Origin of the sequence: Pseudomonas sp. B6002, from assembly GCF_013385985.1 — a bacterium.
Classification (GTDB): Bacteria; Pseudomonadota; Gammaproteobacteria; order Pseudomonadales; family Pseudomonadaceae; genus Aquipseudomonas.
Map to the genome: position 1 here is coordinate 291253 of NZ_JACAOY010000002.1, position 16493 is coordinate 307745.

Sequence of the window (16493 nt, forward strand, 5' to 3'; positions counted from 1 at the left end):
CAATAACCCAGGAGTGCTCAGGGCATGGTCAGGCGTTTTCTTCCAGGGTTGCTGGCGGTGCTGCTCAGCGGCTGTTCCAGCGTCAGTTATTACAGCCAGTTGGCCAGCGGCCAATGGCAGTTGCTGCGTGCGCGTGAGCCGGTTGCCGACGTGATCGCCGACCCTTCCCGCCCCCAGGCGTTGCGTGAGCACCTGGTGCAATCGCAGAAAGCGCGCGCCTTTGCCAGCGAACACCTGCATTTGCCCGACAACCAGAGTTACAGGTTGTACGCCGACATTGGCCGGCCTTACGTGGTCTGGAATGTCTTCGCCACGCAGGAGTTTTCCCTTTCACCTGAAACCCATTGCTTCCCCATTGCCGGTTGCGTGGCCTATCGCGGTTATTACAACCAGGGCGCGGCGCGTGGCGAGGCGGCGCTGTTGCAGCAACGGGGCATGGACGTGTCGATTGGCGGGGTGGAGGCTTATTCGACCTTGGGTTGGTTCAACGACCCGATCATGAGTTCGATGATGAACTGGGGCGATGAGCGCCTGGCCACGCTGATCTTCCATGAGTTGGCGCACCAGCGTTTTTATGTGAAGGACGACACCGAGTTCAACGAGTCCTACGCCAACTTCGTCGAGCAGGAAGGCACCCGCCAATGGCGTGCGGCACGCGGCTTGGCGCCGCTCAGCGACGCGGCATTGAAGCAGCGCGACCAGTTTATCCGGCTGGTGCTCGACACCCGCAAGCGCCTGGAAACGCTGTATGCCCAGCCGTTGGCCGCCGATTTGATGCGCCAGGCCAAGGCCGCAGAGTTCGAGCGCTTGCGCCGTGATTACCGGCAGATGCGCGACAACCAGTGGGCCGGGGATAAACGCTATGACGTGTGGATTAACCAGCCGATGAACAATGCGCGGCTGTTGCCGTTCGGGTTGTATGACCAGTGGGTGCCGGCGTTTGCGGCGTTGTTTCGGCAGGTGGATGGGGATTGGGTGCGGTTTTTTGCGGCGGTGGAGCAGATGGGTGGGTTGCCGGTGGCGCAGCGTAAGGCGGCGTTGAAACAGTTGGAGGGTGGAGGGCCTTAGGGCCTCATCGCAGGCAAGCCAGCTCCCACATTTGACCGGGTTCCACATTTGAAATGGGGTCAACTGTGGGAGCTGGCTTGCCTGCGATGGCAATCTCAAGGCCGCTACAAAAACGCCTGATGCATCTGCGCCAACGTCTCAAAATGCCAAGTCGGCGCCTCGGCATTCAACTCCTCAAAGCTGCCAAACCCATACCCCACCGCCGCCGAATCCAGGCCATTGCTGCGCGCGCCGATCAAGTCGTGCTTGCGGTCACCAATCATCAAGGTGGTGGCCGGGTCGAGGCCTTCCTCGCTGACCAAATGCGCGATCAGCTCAACCTTGTTGGTACGCGTGCCATCCAGCTCGCTGCCGTAGATCACCTTGAAATACTTGGCGAAATCAAAGTGCCGGGCGATTTCGCGGGCGAACACCCAGGGCTTGGAGGTGGCCACGTAGAGCTGGCGGCCTTGGCTGCTCAGGTCTTCCAGTAACGGCATCACGCCCTCGAACACGCGGTTCTCATACAGGCCGGTGACCTTGAAGCGCTCGCGATAAAAATTCACCGCCTCCCACGCCTTGGCCTCATCGAAGCCGTAGAACTGCATGAAGGCTTGCAGCAGCGGCGGCCCGATGAAGTGTTCCAGCTTCGTCAGGTCCGGCTCGTCGATGCCCAGCTTGCCGAGGGCGTACTGGATCGAACGGGTGATCCCTTCGCGCGGGTCGGTGAGGGTGCCATCCAGGTCGAACAGCACGGTGGGGTAATTCAGGGTCATTGATCGAATCCTTCGGCCAGGTGCAGGTCTTTGAGCTTCACGTAGTTCGCCGCGCTGTAGGTGAAAAAGGCACGCTCCTTGTCAGTCAGCGGGCGGATTTGTTTAACCGGGCTGCCCACGTACAAAAAGCCGCTGTCGAGTTTCTTGCCCGGTGGCACCAGGCTGCCGGCGCCGATGATCACGTCATCCTCGACCACGGCGCCGTCCATCACGATGCTGCCCATGCCGATCAAAATGCGATTGCCGACGGTGCAGCCATGCAGCATGACCTTGTGGGCGATGGTCACGTCGTCGCCGATCAGCAGCGGGAAGCCGTCGGGGTTGAACGGGCCGGCATGGGTGATGTGCAGCACGCAGCCGTCCTGCACGCTGGTGCGGGCACCGATGCGGATGCGGTGCATGTCGCCACGGATCACCGTGAGTGGCCAGACCGAGCTGTCGGTGCCGATTTCGACATCGCCGATCACCACCGCCGAAATATCGACAAAAGCCCCGGTGCCCAGGGTTGGCGTGTGGTTCTGATAGGTGCGAAGGGTCACGATAGCTTCTCTCTCTTCTGCTGATAGCTGCGGTGGGCATTGATTGTAATTAAGATGGCCCCATCTTTGTTCTTACATGTTTCTTCAGCCAAGGTACCCACCGTGAGCGCGAACAACCCACTTCTGCAGTCCTACGACCTGCCGCCGTTCTCGGCGATCCGTGCCGAGCACGTCCAGCCGGCCATCGAACAGATCCTCGCCGACAACCGCGTCGCCATCGAAGGCATCCTGCAAAGCCAGGGCAAAAACCCTACGTGGGCTGGCCTGGTGCTGGCCATGGACGAGTTGAATGATCGCCTGGGCGCTGCCTGGAGCCCGGTCAGCCACCTCAACGCCGTGTGCAACAGCGCCGAACTGCGTGAAGCGTACGAAAGCTGCCTGCCGGCGTTGAGCGCCTACTCCACCGAGATGGGCCAGAACCGCGCGCTGTTCCAGGCCTTCGAAGCTCTGGCCAACAGCCCGGAAGCCGCCGGTTTCGACGTGGCGCAGAAAACCATCCTGGAACACTCCCTGCGTGACTTCCGCCTGTCGGGTATCGATTTGCCGCCCGAGCAGCAAAAACGCTACGCCGAAGTGCAGAGCAAACTGTCTGAGCTGGGCAGCAAGTTCTCCAACCAGTTGCTGGATGCCACCCAGGCCTGGACCAAACACGTTACCGATGAAGCCATCCTCGCCGGCCTGACCGACTCGGCCAAGGCGCAGATGGCCGCCGCTGCCCAGGCCAAGGGCCTCGACGGCTGGCTGATCACCCTGGAGTTCCCGAGCTATTACGCGGTGATGACCTACGCCCAGGACCGCGCACTGCGTGAGGAAGTTTACGCAGCCTACTGCACCCGTGCGTCGGACCAAGGCCCGAATGCCGGTCAGAACGATAACGGCCCGGTGATGGAGCAGATCCTCGACCTGCGCCAGGAACTGGCTCAGTTGCTGGGCTACGCGTCCTTCTCCGAGCTGAGCCTGGCCACCAAGATGGCCGAGTCCAGCGACCAGGTGCTGAGCTTCCTGCGCGACCTGGCCAAGCGCAGCAAGCCGTTTGCCGCTCAAGACCTGCAACAGCTCAAGGCTTACGCCGCAGAACAAGGCTGCGCCGACCTGCAAAGCTGGGACAGCGGTTTCTACGGCGAAAAACTGCGCGAGCAGCGCTACAGCGTGTCCCAGGAAGCCCTGCGTGCCTACTTCCCCATCGACAAAGTACTGGGCGGCCTGTTTGCCATTGTGCAACGCCTGTACAGCATCGAGATCGCCGAGCAAAAAGGCTTCGACACCTGGCACCCGGACGTCCGCCTGTTTGAAATCAAGGAAAACGGCCAGCACGTGGGCCGCTTCTTCTTCGACCTGTACGCCCGCGCCAACAAGCGTGGCGGCGCGTGGATGGACGGCGCGCGTGACCGTCGCCGCACGATCGACGGCGTACTGCAAAGCCCGGTGGCCAACCTGGTGTGCAACTTCACCCCGGCCGACAGCGGCAAGCCTGCCCTGCTGACCCACGATGAAGTGACCACGCTGTTCCATGAGTTCGGTCACGGCCTGCATCACTTGCTGACCCGCGTTGAACACGCCGGCGTATCCGGCATCAACGGCGTGGCTTGGGATGCGGTGGAGTTGCCGAGCCAGTTCATGGAGAACTGGTGCTGGGAGCCTGAAGGCCTGGCGCTGATCTCCGGCCACTACGAAAGTGGCGAACCACTGCCACAAGACCTGCTGGAAAAAATGCTCGCGGCCAAGAATTTCCAATCTGGCCTGATGATGGTGCGCCAGTTGGAGTTCTCGCTGTTCGACTTCGAGCTGCACGCCACTCACGGCGACGGCCGCAGTGTTGCCCAGGTGCTGGAGGGTGTGCGTGATGAGGTGTCGGTAATGCGTCCGCCGGCCTACAACCGCTTCCCCAACAGCTTTGCGCATATCTTCGCGGGTGGTTACGCGGCGGGTTACTACAGCTATAAGTGGGCGGAAGTGCTGTCGGCCGATGCCTTCTCCAAGTTCGAAGAAGACGGCGTGCTCAACCCCGACACCGGCCGTGCCTTCCGCGAAGCGATCCTGGCCCGTGGCGGTTCCCAGGCGCCGATGGTGCTGTTCGTCGATTTCCGCGGACGCGCGCCGTCGATTGACGCACTCTTGCGCCACAGCGGCCTGAGTGAGGACGCGGCAGCATGAGTGAAGGGCCTGTGATTACCAAGAAACAATTTATCGCCGGGGCGGTCTGCCCGGCGTGCAGCGAACCGGACAAGTTGAAAATGTGGACCGAGGACAACGTGCCGCACCGCGAGTGCGTGGCCTGCGGTTATACCGACACGCTGAATGACCAGGGCTTGTCGGTGCCCAAGGAATTGGGCACGCGGGTGAATACGTCGGCGTTGAAAGCGCCGGCGGACCCGAAGGTGCAGGCGGTGCAGTTTTTCCCCAATCCGAAGCTGAAAAAAAACTGACTGATTTGATGTTTTTTTGCCCTGAAACACAGGTTTCAGGGCGAAGAGCATTAAGCATCTACTCCCCTCGATTCTGTCGCGTGTTCCAGGATGGCTGCTCCCGTTTGCGGTTATCAAGGAAGCACCATGCCGGACCCCAACCCCCTGTTACAGGACTATCACCTGCCGCCTTTCTCGGCCATCCGTGCCGAGCACCTTGTGCCTGCCATCGACGCAATTGTGCTGTGCAGTCGCGCCGAAGTAGCCCGCATCATTGCCAGCCAGCAACACCACCCAAACTGGGATGATTTGATGTTGGCGATGGAAGCCGTTACCTCCCGCATTGACGAGGTGTTAACGGTGATTTACATCCTCGACAGCACCCATACCGACCTAAAGTGGTTGGAGGCCAGTGCGCAAGCCACTTTTCGGGCCTCAGCGTTCACCCAAGAGCTAACGGGTAATCAAGGGCTGTACGACTGCTACAAAGCCTTGGCCGCGAGTTCACCTGCGGCGCTGTTTGATGCATCCCGCCAGAGTTTGCTGAAGCGCACGCTGAAAAAATTTCGGCTGGCCGGCATTGAGCTGGAACCGGCTGTGCAGAAAAAACGGGTGACGCTCGACCATGAAATTGCCGGTCTCCAGCAATTGTTCCTGACCCGACTGGAACAGGCTAACAATGCGTGGCGCAAACACATCAGCGATGAATCGCGATTGCAGGGGCTCACTCCTGCCCTCAAAGCACGGATGGCACAGAAGGCGCGAGCGGCTAACTTGCAGGGTTGGCTTATAACCCTGAATGAAGAGATTTACCGGGAATGCATGGCTTATGCGCAGGATCGAACATTGCGAGAGGAGATTTTCGTTGCCTACAACACGCGTGCTTCTGATCTGGGCCCGCATGCTGGGCAGTTCGACAATGGCCCCTTGTGGCAAATGCTGAGGGTCAGCCGTCATCAGAAAGCCACGCTACTGGGTTACGCCAATTTTGTTCAGTTGGCACTCGAGCCTCAAATGTTGGAGAACGGGGATCAAGTCCTGGATTTTATTCGTGACCAAATTACGTCATCACGCGCGGTCTTTGCACATGACAAACAGGTGCTTGAGACGCTGGGTCATGAGCTTGGATTGGAAAGCCTGCAACCCTGGGATTTCGCCTTCCTGGCGCAAATCATTCGGCAACGAACCAGCGGGGTTCGCGAAGACGAACTGCGCGTCTATTTTCCACTCGACAACACCTTGTATCGGTTGTTTGCGCTTATGCAGCAGCTGTTTGGCATCGAAATCAGCGAGCTTTATGGCTTCGACACTTGGGCGCCCGGGGTCCGGCTCTTTCAGGTAACAGAGCATGGTGAAGTGCTGGGGCAGATCTTTTTTGTGCCGTATCGACAAAATGACGGGGATTATCCCTACGCAATATCGTTGAGAAACCGCTGGACCACGGCTGAAAGTCGCAGGGTGCAACCGATGGCTGTGCTGTTCACTCGGTTTGAAGGTACCCCCGATGAGCCGAGTCTGCTCGGGCATCGGCAACTCAAGATCCTTTTTCATGAGTTCGGTCATTGCTTGCAGCAAGTATTGGTGGGCGTCGGTTTCCGCACCAAAATGGGCACCGATGACTCAGGTATGGACAGCGCGGAATTTTTCGGCCAGTTCTTTGAGCGCTGGTGTGATTCGCCGGATTGTCTCGTATGGCTTTCCAGCCATTTCAAAACGGGGGTGTCTTTGCCCATGGCGATGGCTCGGCAACAAGCCCTGTATGCCGATACCCAGTCTTCCTGGGAGCGGGCAGAGTCGTTGACGCTGGCATTGTTTGATATCGAAGTACACGGCTCACAGGGCGATGGACGTACCATTGAACACGTATTTGCGAGTGCCAATCGTGAAGTCGGTCACCTGCCGGCGCTGGACACTGTGCGTTATGTCAATGGTTTCAGCCATTTAGTATCGGGATATGAAGGTAGGTTTTATGCCTACCAATGGTCTGATGTGCTGGCGCATAAAGCCTTCAAAAGATTTGAGCGCGAAGGTGTTTTCAATGCCGCGACGGGTCGAGCGTTTCGCGAGCAGGTGCTCGCTCCTGGCCACTCTCGTTCGTTACTTGAGTCGGTTCACTTGTTTTCAGGGGAGCCCTCGGCGAGCGCGCCTTGAAATCAGGTGTCGGAATTGGCCGTGTTCATCCAGCTTTTCATTGAACACAGGGCAAAGGCGCTGGTGCTGCACTCCCCGTTCTGCAGTGCCGTGCGTAGCTTGGCGATGTCCGCCTTCATCATGTAGCGAACACCGTCCTTGAAGCCGTTGCTGCTGCCGAAGCCGCCTTGGGTCATCTCGTTCAGCGCATCTTCCTTGCTCCAGCCTTGCACCACCACGCGGTACATCGCGGCCATCAGGCCGGTGCGGTCAGAGCCGTGTTTGCAATGCATCAACACCGGGCCGTTGGCTTCGGCTTCCTGAATCGCCCTGAGCGCCGCGAGCACGTCGGAATCGTCGACATGGTTGGTGCGATAAGACAACTGCACCTGTTTGATATCAGAGGACTTCAGCCAAGGTGCATCAGATTCCGGCAGGAAGTTGATCACTGTACCGATCTTCATTTGTTCCAGCACAGGCAGCGCGTTGCTGTCTGGCAGGGCACTGCGATACAGCGTTGGCGTCATCTGGTGCAGGTTGAATTGGTTGCCCACGGGCTGGGCCCATTCGGGCGGGCGAATAGACGTGGCATCGTCGGCTTGGGCGCAGGTGCCGATAAACAGTGCGAGAAACGCCAGGCTGAGAGCAGGCAGCAATCGGAGAGTGAACATGCGCGACATGACCAGATAAGAGTGTGTTGATGGCGCCCAGAGTGGTCTTTGCGGGGTGAATGGGGTGTGAGGTGTGCGTCAAAGAATCGTGAACAGGGGGATCTAATCCGTTGTTTTCGCCGCTGAATCGATTCTCTACGATGCTTAGCCTGCTATCATTTGTAACTATTGATTGCCAGTGTGTTCTATCCCCTTGGATCCCATGCCTTGGCAAGCCTTCACGCTGCTCTCAGAAGCGGCTGATAAACCCGTGACCACATGATGAGGTGCACCCATGTCTGATCAAGATCAAGACAACCCCCGGCGTGACTTTTTGCGCAAATCCTTGACCTTGATCCCGGTGGTCACGGTTGCCAGCACCGGCCTCGGTGGCTCGATGCTGATGGCGACACCGGAGCCGGCCCAGGCCGCTCCCGCCAAACCACCCGCCAGCGAAAAGCCCTATGAGCCGACCTACTTCACGGCCGAAGAGTGGGCCTTCATCAACGCTGCCGTCGCGCAGCTGATTCCTGCGGATGACCAGGGCCCGGGTGCACTGGAAGCCGGTGCGCCGGAATACATCGATCGCCAGATGAACACGCCTTACGCCAGTGGCGCACTGTGGTTCATGCAAGGCCCGTTCAACGCCGACGCCGCGCCAGAGATGGGTTGGCAGTCCAAACTGGTGCCCAAGGAAATCTATCGCCTGGGTATCGCTGCCACGGATGCGTGGTCGAAGGCATTCAACGGGAAAGCTTTTGCTGCGCAAGACAGCGCTACCCGAGACGATATGTTGCGTCGCTTGGAGGCGGGCGGCAGTGAGGTGAGCGCGCATTTCGAGGCGGTGCCACCGAAAATGTTCTTTAACCTGTTGCTGCAAAACACCAAGGAAGGGTTCTTTTGCGACCCGATCCACGGCGGCAACAAAGGCATGGTCGGCTGGACCATGATCGGTTTCCCCGGCGCCCGCGCCGACTTCATGGACTGGGTTGAACGCAACGAGCAATACCCCTTCCCGGCAGTTTCCATTCGCGGCGAGAGGGCATAAACGTGGCGACCATCATGAAGAAAGTAGACGCGGTGATCGTAGGCTTTGGCTGGACCGGCGCGATCATGGCCAAGGAGCTGACGGAAGCGGGCCTCAACGTGGTAGCGCTGGAGCGCGGCCCGATGCAGGACACTTACCCGGACGGCAACTATCCCCAGGTCATCGACGAACTGACCTACAGCGTGCGTAAAAAACTCTTCCAAGACATTTCCAAAGAGACGGTGACCATTCGCCATAGCGTGAATGACGTCGCCCTGCCCAACCGTCAGTTGGGCGCGTTCCTGCCGGGCAATGGCGTGGGGGGCGCAGGTTTGCATTGGTCGGGCGTGCACTTTCGTGTCGACCCGATTGAGCTGCGTATGCGCAGCCATTACGAAGAGCGCTACGGCAAAAACTTCATTCCCAAGGACATGACCATCCAGGACTTCGGCGTCAGCTATGAAGAGCTGGAGCCGTTTTTCGACTACGCGGAGAAAGTCTTCGGTACCTCGGGCCAGGCGTGGACGGTCAAGGGGCAGTTGGTGGGTGAAGGCCGTGGCGGTAACCCATATGCGCCGGATCGTTCCAACCCGTTCCCGTTGGAGTCGCAGAAAAACACCGTCTCTGCACAGCTGTTTCAGAAAGCCGCTACCGAGGTCGGCTACAAACCCTACAACCTGCCATCCGCCAATACGTCGGGGCCGTACACCAATCCCTACGGCGCGCAGATGGGCCCGTGCAATTTTTGCGGGTTCTGCAGCGGCTACGTTTGCTACATGTATTCCAAGGCCTCGCCGAACGTGAACATCCTGCCAGCGTTGCGCCAGGTGCCGAACTTCGAGCTGCGGCCCAATTCCCATGTGCTCAAGGTCAACCTCGACAGCACCAAGGGCAAGGCCACCGGCGTGACCTACATCGACGGCCAGGGCCGGGAATGCGAGCAGCCGGCCGACCTGGTGATCCTCGGGTCTTTCCAGTTCAACAACGTGCGGTTGATGCTGCTGTCGGGTATCGGCAAACCTTACGACCCCATCACCAATGAAGGCGTGGTAGGCAGGAATTTCGCCTACCAGAACATGGCCACCATCAAGGCGTTCTTCGACAAGGACACCCACACCAACAACTTCATCGGTGCGGGTGGTAATGGCGTGGCCATTGACGACTTCAACGCCGACAACTTCGACCACGGACCGCATGGTTTCGTAGGCGGCTCGCCGATGTGGGTCAACCAGGCGGGCAGCCGTCCGATTGCCGGTACTTCCAACCCCCCGGGCACCCCGGCCTGGGGCAGTGCCTGGAAGCGCGCTACCGCCGATTACTACACCCACCAAGTGTCGATGGACGCCCATGGAGCCCATCAATCCTACCGGGGCAACTACCTGGATCTGGACCCGGTGTATCGCGATGCCTATGGCCTGCCGTTGTTGCGGATGACGTTCGACTGGCAGGAAAACGACATCAAGATGAACCGCTTCATGGTCGAGAAAATGGGCAAGGTCGCGCAAGCGATGAACCCCAAGGCCATTGCGTTGCTGGGCAAGAAAGTCGGGGAACATTTCAACACCGCGTCGTACCAGACCACCCACCTCAACGGTGGCGCGATCATGGGCACCGACCCGAAAACCAGCGCGTTGAACCGCTATCTGCAGTGCTGGGATGTGCACAACGTATTTGTGCCCGGCGCATCTGCTTTCCCACAGGGCCTGGGCTACAACCCGACCGGCCTGGTGGCGGCGCTGGCCTATTGGTCGGCGCGGGCGATCCGCGAGCAGTATCTGAAGAACCCCGGCCCACTGGTTCAGGCATAAGGAGCGATGACCATGAAAGCACTCGTTATCGCCTCCCTGGCGCTGTTCAGCAGCTGTTCTGTGAGCGCGGCTGAAACCGACCTGATCAAGCAGGGCGAATACCTGGCCCGCGCCGGTGACTGCGTGGCCTGCCACACCGCCAAGGGCGGTAAACCCTTCGCCGGTGGCCTGCCGATGGAAACGCCCATCGGCGTGATCTATTCCACCAACATCACCCCGGACAAAACCGGCCTGGGCGGCTATAGCTTCGAAGACTTCGACAAGGCCGTGCGCCATGGCGTCGCCAAGAGCGGTAGTACCCTTTACCCGGCGATGCCCTACCCGTCTTACGCACGCGTCAGCGATAGCGACATGCAGGCGTTGTATGCGTATTTCATGAAGGGGGTGGAACCGGTTGCCCAAGAGAACAAGGACAGCGACATTCCTTGGCCCCTGAGCATGCGCTGGCCGTTGGCGGCATGGCGCTGGATGTTCGCGCCGGCGGTTGCAGAGGCGCAGCCACAGGCGGCTGCCGACCCGGTGATCAGCCGCGGCGCCTACCTGGTGGAAGGCCTGGGCCACTGCGGTGCCTGCCATACGCCGCGTGCCCTGACCATGCAGGAGAAAGCCCTGAGTGCCACTGACGGCAATGCGTTCTTGTCTGGCAGCGCGCCACTGGAAGGCTGGATCGCCAAAAGCCTGCGCGGTGACCACAAGGACGGCCTCGGCAGTTGGAGCGAGGAACAACTGGTGCAATTCCTCAAGACCGGCCGCAGTGATCGCAGCGCGGTGTTTGGCGGTATGAGCGACGTGGTGGTCCACAGCATGCAGTACATGTCGGAAAATGACCTGACCGCTATCGCTCGTTACCTCAAAAGCCTGCCGGCGGTGGACCCGAAAGATCAGCCGCACCTGTACGACAAGCAGGTGGCTGACGCGCTGTGGAAAGGCGATGACAGCAAGCCCGGCGCCTCGGTGTATATCGACAACTGTGCGGCTTGCCACCGCACCGACGGCCACGGCTACACGCGCGTGTTTCCGGCACTGGCGGGTAACCCCGTGTTGCAGACGGCGGATGCCACGTCCTTGATCAACATCGTGTTGAACGGCGGCACCTTGCCGGCCACTCACGCGGCGCCGTCCACCTTCACCATGCCGGCGTTTGCGTGGCGCCTGTCGGACCAGGAAGTGGCAGATGTGGTCAGTTTCGTGCGTGGCAGTTGGGGTAACAAGGGCGAACCTGTGAAGGCCAGCGACGTGGCGGACCTGCGCAAGAACGACATGCGCACCACCTCGGGCGATGACCTGGGCCAAGTGACGCAAAAACACTGACGCGTACCTGACCGCCAAACGGCACTGGTCAGAACCCTTGCGCCTCGATACTGTATATAAAAACAGTATCGAGGCGTTTTCATGTCTACTCCGTTGCCGCCCCGTGGCCGGGGCACTGCCACCAACCTGCACAACCGCTTCGCGCCCACCGTCAGCGTGGTTGAGGACGACGGTTGGTATCAGGAAGTGCCACCCACCCAGGGCACTGAAGTGCGCATCGAAACGGCCAAGACCATCATCACCCGCAACAACTCGCCGGACCTGCCGTTTGATCGCTCGATCAATCCTTACCGGGGTTGCGAGCATGGCTGTATCTACTGCTACGCGCGGCCTAGCCATGCGTATTGGGACATGTCTCCCGGTCTGGATTTCGAGACCAGGTTGATCGCCAAGAGCAACGCTGCTGACGTGCTGGAGCAGCAGCTGTCGAAGCCGGGCTATGTGTGTGCGCCGATCAACCTGGGCTCCAATACCGACCCGTATCAGCCCATCGAACGCGAATACAGGATCACTCGGCAAACCCTTGAAGTGCTGCTGCGCTACCGGCACCCGGTGACGATCATCACCAAGGGCTCGCTGATCCTGCGTGACCTCGACTTGCTCACTGAGTTGGCCAGGCAGCGACTGGTGGCGGTGATGATCAGCCTCACCAGCCTGGACGACGAACTCAAGCGCATCCTGGAGCCCCGCACGGCGGCGCCCAAGGCGCGTTTGCGGGCGATTCGCGTGATGCGCGAGGCGGGTATCCCGGTGGGTGTGCTGTGCTCGCCGATGATCCCCATGATCAACGACAGCGAGCTCGAAAGCCTGCTCACGGAGGCCCACGCAGCCGGTGCACAAAGTGCGGCCTACATGATGCTGCGCCTGCCCCTTGAGGTGGCGCCGCTGTTCGAGGAATGGCTGGCGGCACATTACCCGCAGCGAGCGGCCCATGTGATGAGCCTGGTGCGGCAAGTGCGCGGTGGCGAGGTGTATGACAGCCGCTTTGGGGTGCGCATGCGCGGTGAGGGGCCGTTTGCCGATTTGCTGGCCCAGCGCTTCAGCAAGGCGATCAAACGCCTGGGGCTCAATCGTCGTGAGGGGTTTAATCTGGATTGCACAGCGTTCTGTCCGCCGGGCAGGCAGATGGCATTGTTATAGGTAGACTAGTAGGGATAAGAGCGTTCTTATTGTAGGAATGGTCGCACATTGACATCACTGAAACCCGCGATCTAGAGCGGTTTGTTCAGTTTGAATTAAGTTTCGATGGTTACCTTGTTCAACGAGTGACTGATGGGTCGCGAACCGGCTTTTGTGGCATTTCACAACTATTGCCCTGAGCCGGCGTCGAACTGGCCTGAATATTCCCCCTGCCTTAATCAAGAGGATGAATCATGAGTGACAAGGATAAACAGCCGTTGGCTGCGTCGGCATCAGCCCCTCAGGTGGCGGAAACCGCCGATGCAGCGCTGAAGCATATCGTTGACGGCTTTTTGCATTTCCATCACGACGTCTTCCCCCAACAGGAAGAACTGTTCAAGAAACTCGCCACGGCTCAGAGCCCGCGGGCGATGTTCATCACGTGCGCCGACTCGCGCATCGTCCCTGAGCTGATTACCCAAAGCTCTCCAGGCGATCTGTTTGTAACCCGTAACGTCGGCAACGTGGTGCCGCCCTACGGTCAGATGAACGGCGGTGTTTCCACTGCCATCGAGTACGCGGTGCTCGCCTTGGGCGTGCAGCACATCATCGTGTGTGGGCACTCCGACTGCGGTGCCATGCGCGCGGTACTCAACCCTGCCAGCCTGGAGAAGATGCCGACGGTCAGGGCCTGGCTGCGGCATGCCGAGGTCGCCAGGTCGATGGTTGAGGACAACTGCGACTGCGCCAACGAAGGCGAGAGCATGAAGGTGCTGACTGAAGAAAACGTCATCGCCCAGTTGCAACATTTGCGCACCCACCCTTCCGTGGCTTCGCGCATGGCCAATGGTCAATTGTTTATCCACGGCTGGATCTACAACATCGAGACCAGCGAGATCCGCGCCTACGATGCCGACCAGTCGGCTTTCCGCTCGTTGAGCGGCGACGGGCCGATCCCTTGCGCGACGCCTAAAGCGCGCTTCTAAAACACTTCCCTGCCGGGTAACGCGATGGCTGCCAATAGAGCAGCCAGGCGTTGCCACGCCCGGCGAATGCCTCGGGAGAGTCATCATGCGTGCTGCTCAATTGAAAGCTGTACTGCCGCGGGAGCTGCTCGCCTCTGTGGTTGTGTTTTTGGTCGCCCTGCCCTTGTGCATGGGCATTGCGATTGCGTCCGGCATGCCGCCGGCCAAAGGCCTGATTACTGGGATCATCGGTGGCCTGGTGGTGGGTTGGCTGGCGGGGTCGCCCCTGCAGGTCAGCGGCCCGGCCGCCGGGTTGGCGGTGCTGGTGTTCGAGCTGGTGCGTCAGCACGGCATGCTGATGCTGGGGCCGATCCTGTTGCTGGCGGGCTTCCTGCAATTGGTCGCCGGGCGCCTGCGCCTGGGTTGCTGGTTCCGGGTAACGGCACCCGCCGTGGTGTACGGGATGCTGGCGGGAATTGGTGTGCTGATCGTGCTCTCGCAAATCCACGTGATGCTCGATGGCACGCCCAAGCCTTCGGGGTTGGATAACCTGACCGGGTTCCCGGCGGCTCTGGCTGAAGCCCTTCCGACGCTGGGTGGCGGCCTTGGCTGGCAAGCGGGGCTGCTGGGGTTGTCGACGATGCTGGTGATGTACCTGTGGGATAAATTACGCCCGCAAAGCCTGCGTTTCGTACCGGGAGCCTTGTTGGGTGTTGGTTTGACCACGGTGGTGAGCCTGGTGCTGGCCTTGCAGGTCAAGCGCGTGGAGGTTCCGGAAAACCTCGCGGACGCCATTGACTGGCTGCGCCCCAGTGACCTCCTGAACCTGGCGGACCCACAACTGCTGATCGCCGCCTTTGCTGTCGCGTTTATCGCCAGTGCTGAAACTCTGCTGTCCGCCGCTGCGGTCGACCGTATGCACAGCGGTCAGCGTTCTGATTTCGACAAGGAATTATCCGCTCAAGGTGTAGGCAACATGCTCTGCGGCCTGGTCGGCGCCTTGCCGATGACGGGTGTGATCGTGCGCAGTTCGGCCAACGTGCAAGCCGGGGCGACGACGCGTCTGTCGGCGATGTTCCACGGTCTTTGGCTGCTGGCGTTTGTGCTGTTGCTGTCGAGCGTGCTGCAGAGCATTCCGGTGGCGAGCCTGGCGGGCGTGCTGGTTTACACCGGGATCAAGCTGGTCGACCTCAAGGCGTTCAAGGCGCTGGGGCGCTATGGGCGGATGCCGATGCTGACCTATTCGGCGACGGCACTGGCGATCGTGTTTACCGACTTGCTGACGGGTGTACTGATCGGCTTCGGGTTGACGTTGGTCACGCTGGCCCTCAAGGCTTCGCGGTTGAAAGTCAGCTTGATCGACCTGCCCCAGGACGGCGAAATGGAGTTGCGCTTGGTCGGTGCAGCGACCTTTCTGAAAGTGCCGGCGTTGACTCAGGTGCTGGCGTCGGTGCCTGCCGGGACGACCGTGCATGTGCCACTGAGCAACCTGAGTTACATCGACCATTCCTGCCTGGAGTTGCTGGAGGAATGGGGCCGGGCCAATGCGGCGAAGGGTTCGACGTTGGTGATCGAGGCGCGCGGCTTGAAGCGACGCCTGGAAGGCCGTGAGCGGACGACGGCCGGCCTGGGCTCAGCGCCCGCCTGACCACCACAAACCCCTTGGAGGAGCTGGCTTGCCAGCGATGAGGCCCGAAAGATCACCGAAATCTCAAGGCCCTTATCGCCGGCAAGCCGGCTCCTACAAAGGATGTGTCAGGCCGGCTGATCCAGCGCCAACTCAACGCCTAGCTGGCGCGACAGGCACGGCCAGCGCTTCCACGCCGCTTCCGTATCCGGGCTCTCGAGGGTTTCGCGGTAGGCCTCGACCGACTCCAGCGCAAAGCTGTCTTCGTTCAACATTTCATCCACGGCCAGGTGCACCGCTTCATCCAGCTGATTGGCAAACTGCTCGCCAATCAATTGGTGCGCGATCAGGTTGGCAACCGTGGTGTCCGCCGGAATCAACGGCTGGCCGAAATGCTTGATGTACAGGTCGTTGACCTCTTCCACCAGACGATGAGCCAGGTAGGCCTCGTCCAGCAGGCCGTCGAGCCCTTCGTGGCCGGCCAGGATTGCGGGCGGCTGCAGGAAGAAGTGCTCGGCGATTTTCAGCACCGGCTTGATCTGGCTTTCGATGCCGGCTTCGCGGGCCACGTCATTGGCGGCGTCCAGCAAGTCAGGGACGAGGTCGATGTAGGCAGTGACAAAGCGGGTCATGACAATGTTGCGATCACCGTCAGCCAAGGAGATGGCCGAATGCAGGTGCGGCAATTGGGTTTCCAGTTGCTGGGCAAGCTGGCCAGTGCTGGCTTCGTGTTGATGGGCACGGGAAATCTGCTCGCGCAATGCGGCGGTGTTCATGAAGGCTCCAGTGAAACAGGCGTAGGAAAAGGGAGAAGATAAGGTAGCTCGTTTATACGAGCCCCTAAGACGCATTTGTCATAATTATTTCATGGTTATGCGCCTCTGTTATATCGAATTGCCATCGTTCGTCGGATAAACGATTCCGCCCCCGGTTTTATTGGCTCCGGCCGTCTGTTTTTGCTCATTTGCCCCTACACATTGCGGGGTTGCAGGGCGTGTCTATACTCGGATTTGTACGCAATTAGCTGATGACGCCCAACTGCATGAAGCAGGCAAGGCAAGGCGGTTGTAAGCAGTATGGAAGCCGCTC

Annotated in this window: 14 protein-coding genes; 10 read left to right on the forward strand and 4 right to left on the reverse strand. The window is 60.0% G+C overall.

The window, feature by feature from the left end:
• Positions 1–24 precede the first annotated feature (24 nt).
• The gene (locus HX792_RS02490) at positions 25–1068 is read left to right on the forward strand and encodes an aminopeptidase (protein WP_176994611.1); all 1044 of its coding nucleotides are present in this window, start codon (positions 25–27) and stop codon (positions 1066–1068) included.
• A gap of 104 nt (positions 1069–1172) precedes the next feature.
• On the opposite strand, the gene HX792_RS02495 is transcribed toward HX792_RS02490, so the two are convergent.
• Positions 1173–1823 carry an HAD family hydrolase gene (locus HX792_RS02495; RefSeq protein ID WP_176994612.1) on the reverse strand — a complete coding sequence of 217 codons (651 nt, stop codon included), beginning with the start codon at positions 1821–1823 and terminating at the stop codon, positions 1173–1175.
• Positions 1820–2362 carry a gamma carbonic anhydrase family protein gene (locus HX792_RS02500; protein WP_065937880.1) on the reverse strand — a complete coding sequence of 181 codons (543 nt, stop codon included), beginning with the start codon at positions 2360–2362 and terminating at the stop codon, positions 1820–1822. The genes HX792_RS02495 and HX792_RS02500 overlap by 4 nt, the downstream gene beginning before the upstream one ends.
• Positions 2363–2416: 54 nt before the next feature.
• Here HX792_RS02500 and prlC point away from each other — a divergent pair, with 54 nt between their 5' ends.
• From prlC to HX792_RS02515, 3 genes are all read left to right on the forward strand, one after another.
• Complete coding sequence (gene prlC / locus HX792_RS02505) at positions 2417–4516, forward strand: oligopeptidase A (RefSeq protein ID WP_176994613.1); 2100 nt, start codon at positions 2417–2419, stop codon at positions 4514–4516.
• The gene (locus HX792_RS02510) at positions 4513–4788 is read left to right on the forward strand and encodes a YheV family putative zinc ribbon protein (protein WP_176994614.1); all 276 of its coding nucleotides are present in this window, start codon (positions 4513–4515) and stop codon (positions 4786–4788) included. Before prlC ends, HX792_RS02510 begins: the two co-directional genes overlap by 4 nt.
• A 126-nt stretch (positions 4789–4914) precedes the next feature.
• Positions 4915–6918 carry a M3 family metallopeptidase gene (locus tag HX792_RS02515; RefSeq protein WP_176994615.1) on the forward strand — a complete coding sequence of 668 codons (2004 nt, stop codon included), beginning with the start codon at positions 4915–4917 and terminating at the stop codon, positions 6916–6918.
• Between the two features lie 2 nt (positions 6919–6920).
• On the opposite strand, the gene HX792_RS02520 is transcribed toward HX792_RS02515, so the two are convergent.
• Positions 6921–7568 carry a dual specificity protein phosphatase family protein gene (locus HX792_RS02520; RefSeq protein WP_176994616.1) on the reverse strand — a complete coding sequence of 216 codons (648 nt, stop codon included), beginning with the start codon at positions 7566–7568 and terminating at the stop codon, positions 6921–6923.
• 274 nt (positions 7569–7842) lie between these two features.
• Between HX792_RS02520 and HX792_RS02525 the strand changes: the two genes are divergently transcribed.
• The 6 genes from HX792_RS02525 to HX792_RS02550 all read left to right on the forward strand — a co-directional run bounded on the left by HX792_RS02525 (position 7843) and on the right by HX792_RS02550 (position 15425).
• Positions 7843–8595, forward strand: coding sequence for a gluconate 2-dehydrogenase subunit 3 family protein (locus tag HX792_RS02525; protein ID WP_176994617.1), 753 nt, complete (start codon positions 7843–7845; stop codon positions 8593–8595).
• Between the two features lie 2 nt (positions 8596–8597).
• A complete protein-coding gene (locus tag HX792_RS02530; protein WP_176994618.1) occupies positions 8598–10382 on the forward strand; it encodes a GMC family oxidoreductase in 1785 nt (594 codons plus the stop codon).
• Between the two features lie 12 nt (positions 10383–10394).
• Complete coding sequence (locus HX792_RS02535; RefSeq protein WP_176994619.1) at positions 10395–11693, forward strand: cytochrome c; 1299 nt, start codon at positions 10395–10397, stop codon at positions 11691–11693.
• Between the two features lie 81 nt (positions 11694–11774).
• Positions 11775–12833 (forward strand): PA0069 family radical SAM protein, encoded by a 1059-nt coding sequence (locus HX792_RS02540; RefSeq protein ID WP_176994620.1) that lies wholly within the window; start codon positions 11775–11777, stop codon positions 12831–12833.
• A gap of 233 nt (positions 12834–13066) precedes the next feature.
• Positions 13067–13798 carry a carbonic anhydrase gene (locus HX792_RS02545; protein WP_176994621.1) on the forward strand — a complete coding sequence of 244 codons (732 nt, stop codon included), beginning with the start codon at positions 13067–13069 and terminating at the stop codon, positions 13796–13798.
• Positions 13799–13883: 85 nt separating this feature from the next.
• Entirely contained in the window at positions 13884–15425 is a 1542-nt protein-coding gene (locus HX792_RS02550) for a SulP family inorganic anion transporter (protein WP_176994622.1), read from the forward strand.
• A 107-nt stretch (positions 15426–15532) separates the two neighbouring features.
• Here the strand turns inward: HX792_RS02550 and HX792_RS02555 are convergent, their stop codons facing one another.
• Positions 15533–16180, reverse strand: a complete 648-nt coding sequence (locus tag HX792_RS02555; RefSeq protein WP_176994623.1) for a hypothetical protein — start codon at positions 16178–16180, stop codon at positions 15533–15535.
• Positions 16181–16493 lie beyond the last annotated feature (313 nt).

What these genes read in the sequence shown, in the direction of transcription:
- HX792_RS02490 (WP_176994611.1), top strand. Translation starts at nt 25, where the DNA reads ATGGTCAGGCGTTTTCTTCCAGGGTTGCTGGCGGTGCTGCTCAGCGGC.
- HX792_RS02495 (WP_176994612.1), bottom strand. Translation starts at nt 1,823, where the DNA reads ATGACCCTGAATTACCCCACCGTGCTGTTCGACCTGGATGGCACCCTC.
- prlC (WP_176994613.1), top strand. Translation starts at nt 2,417, where the DNA reads ATGGCCCCATCTTTGTTCTTACATGTTTCTTCAGCCAAGGTACCCACC.
- HX792_RS02510 (WP_176994614.1), top strand. Translation starts at nt 4,513, where the DNA reads ATGAGTGAAGGGCCTGTGATTACCAAGAAACAATTTATCGCCGGGGCG.
- HX792_RS02515 (WP_176994615.1), top strand. Translation starts at nt 4,915, where the DNA reads ATGCCGGACCCCAACCCCCTGTTACAGGACTATCACCTGCCGCCTTTC.
- HX792_RS02520 (WP_176994616.1), bottom strand. Translation starts at nt 7,568, where the DNA reads ATGTTCACTCTCCGATTGCTGCCTGCTCTCAGCCTGGCGTTTCTCGCA.
- HX792_RS02525 (WP_176994617.1), top strand. Translation starts at nt 7,843, where the DNA reads ATGTCTGATCAAGATCAAGACAACCCCCGGCGTGACTTTTTGCGCAAA.
- HX792_RS02535 (WP_176994619.1), top strand. Translation starts at nt 10,395, where the DNA reads ATGAAAGCACTCGTTATCGCCTCCCTGGCGCTGTTCAGCAGCTGTTCT.
- HX792_RS02540 (WP_176994620.1), top strand. Translation starts at nt 11,775, where the DNA reads ATGTCTACTCCGTTGCCGCCCCGTGGCCGGGGCACTGCCACCAACCTG.
- HX792_RS02545 (WP_176994621.1), top strand. Translation starts at nt 13,067, where the DNA reads ATGAGTGACAAGGATAAACAGCCGTTGGCTGCGTCGGCATCAGCCCCT.
- HX792_RS02550 (WP_176994622.1), top strand. Translation starts at nt 13,884, where the DNA reads ATGCGTGCTGCTCAATTGAAAGCTGTACTGCCGCGGGAGCTGCTCGCC.
- HX792_RS02555 (WP_176994623.1), bottom strand. Translation starts at nt 16,180, where the DNA reads ATGAACACCGCCGCATTGCGCGAGCAGATTTCCCGTGCCCATCAACAC.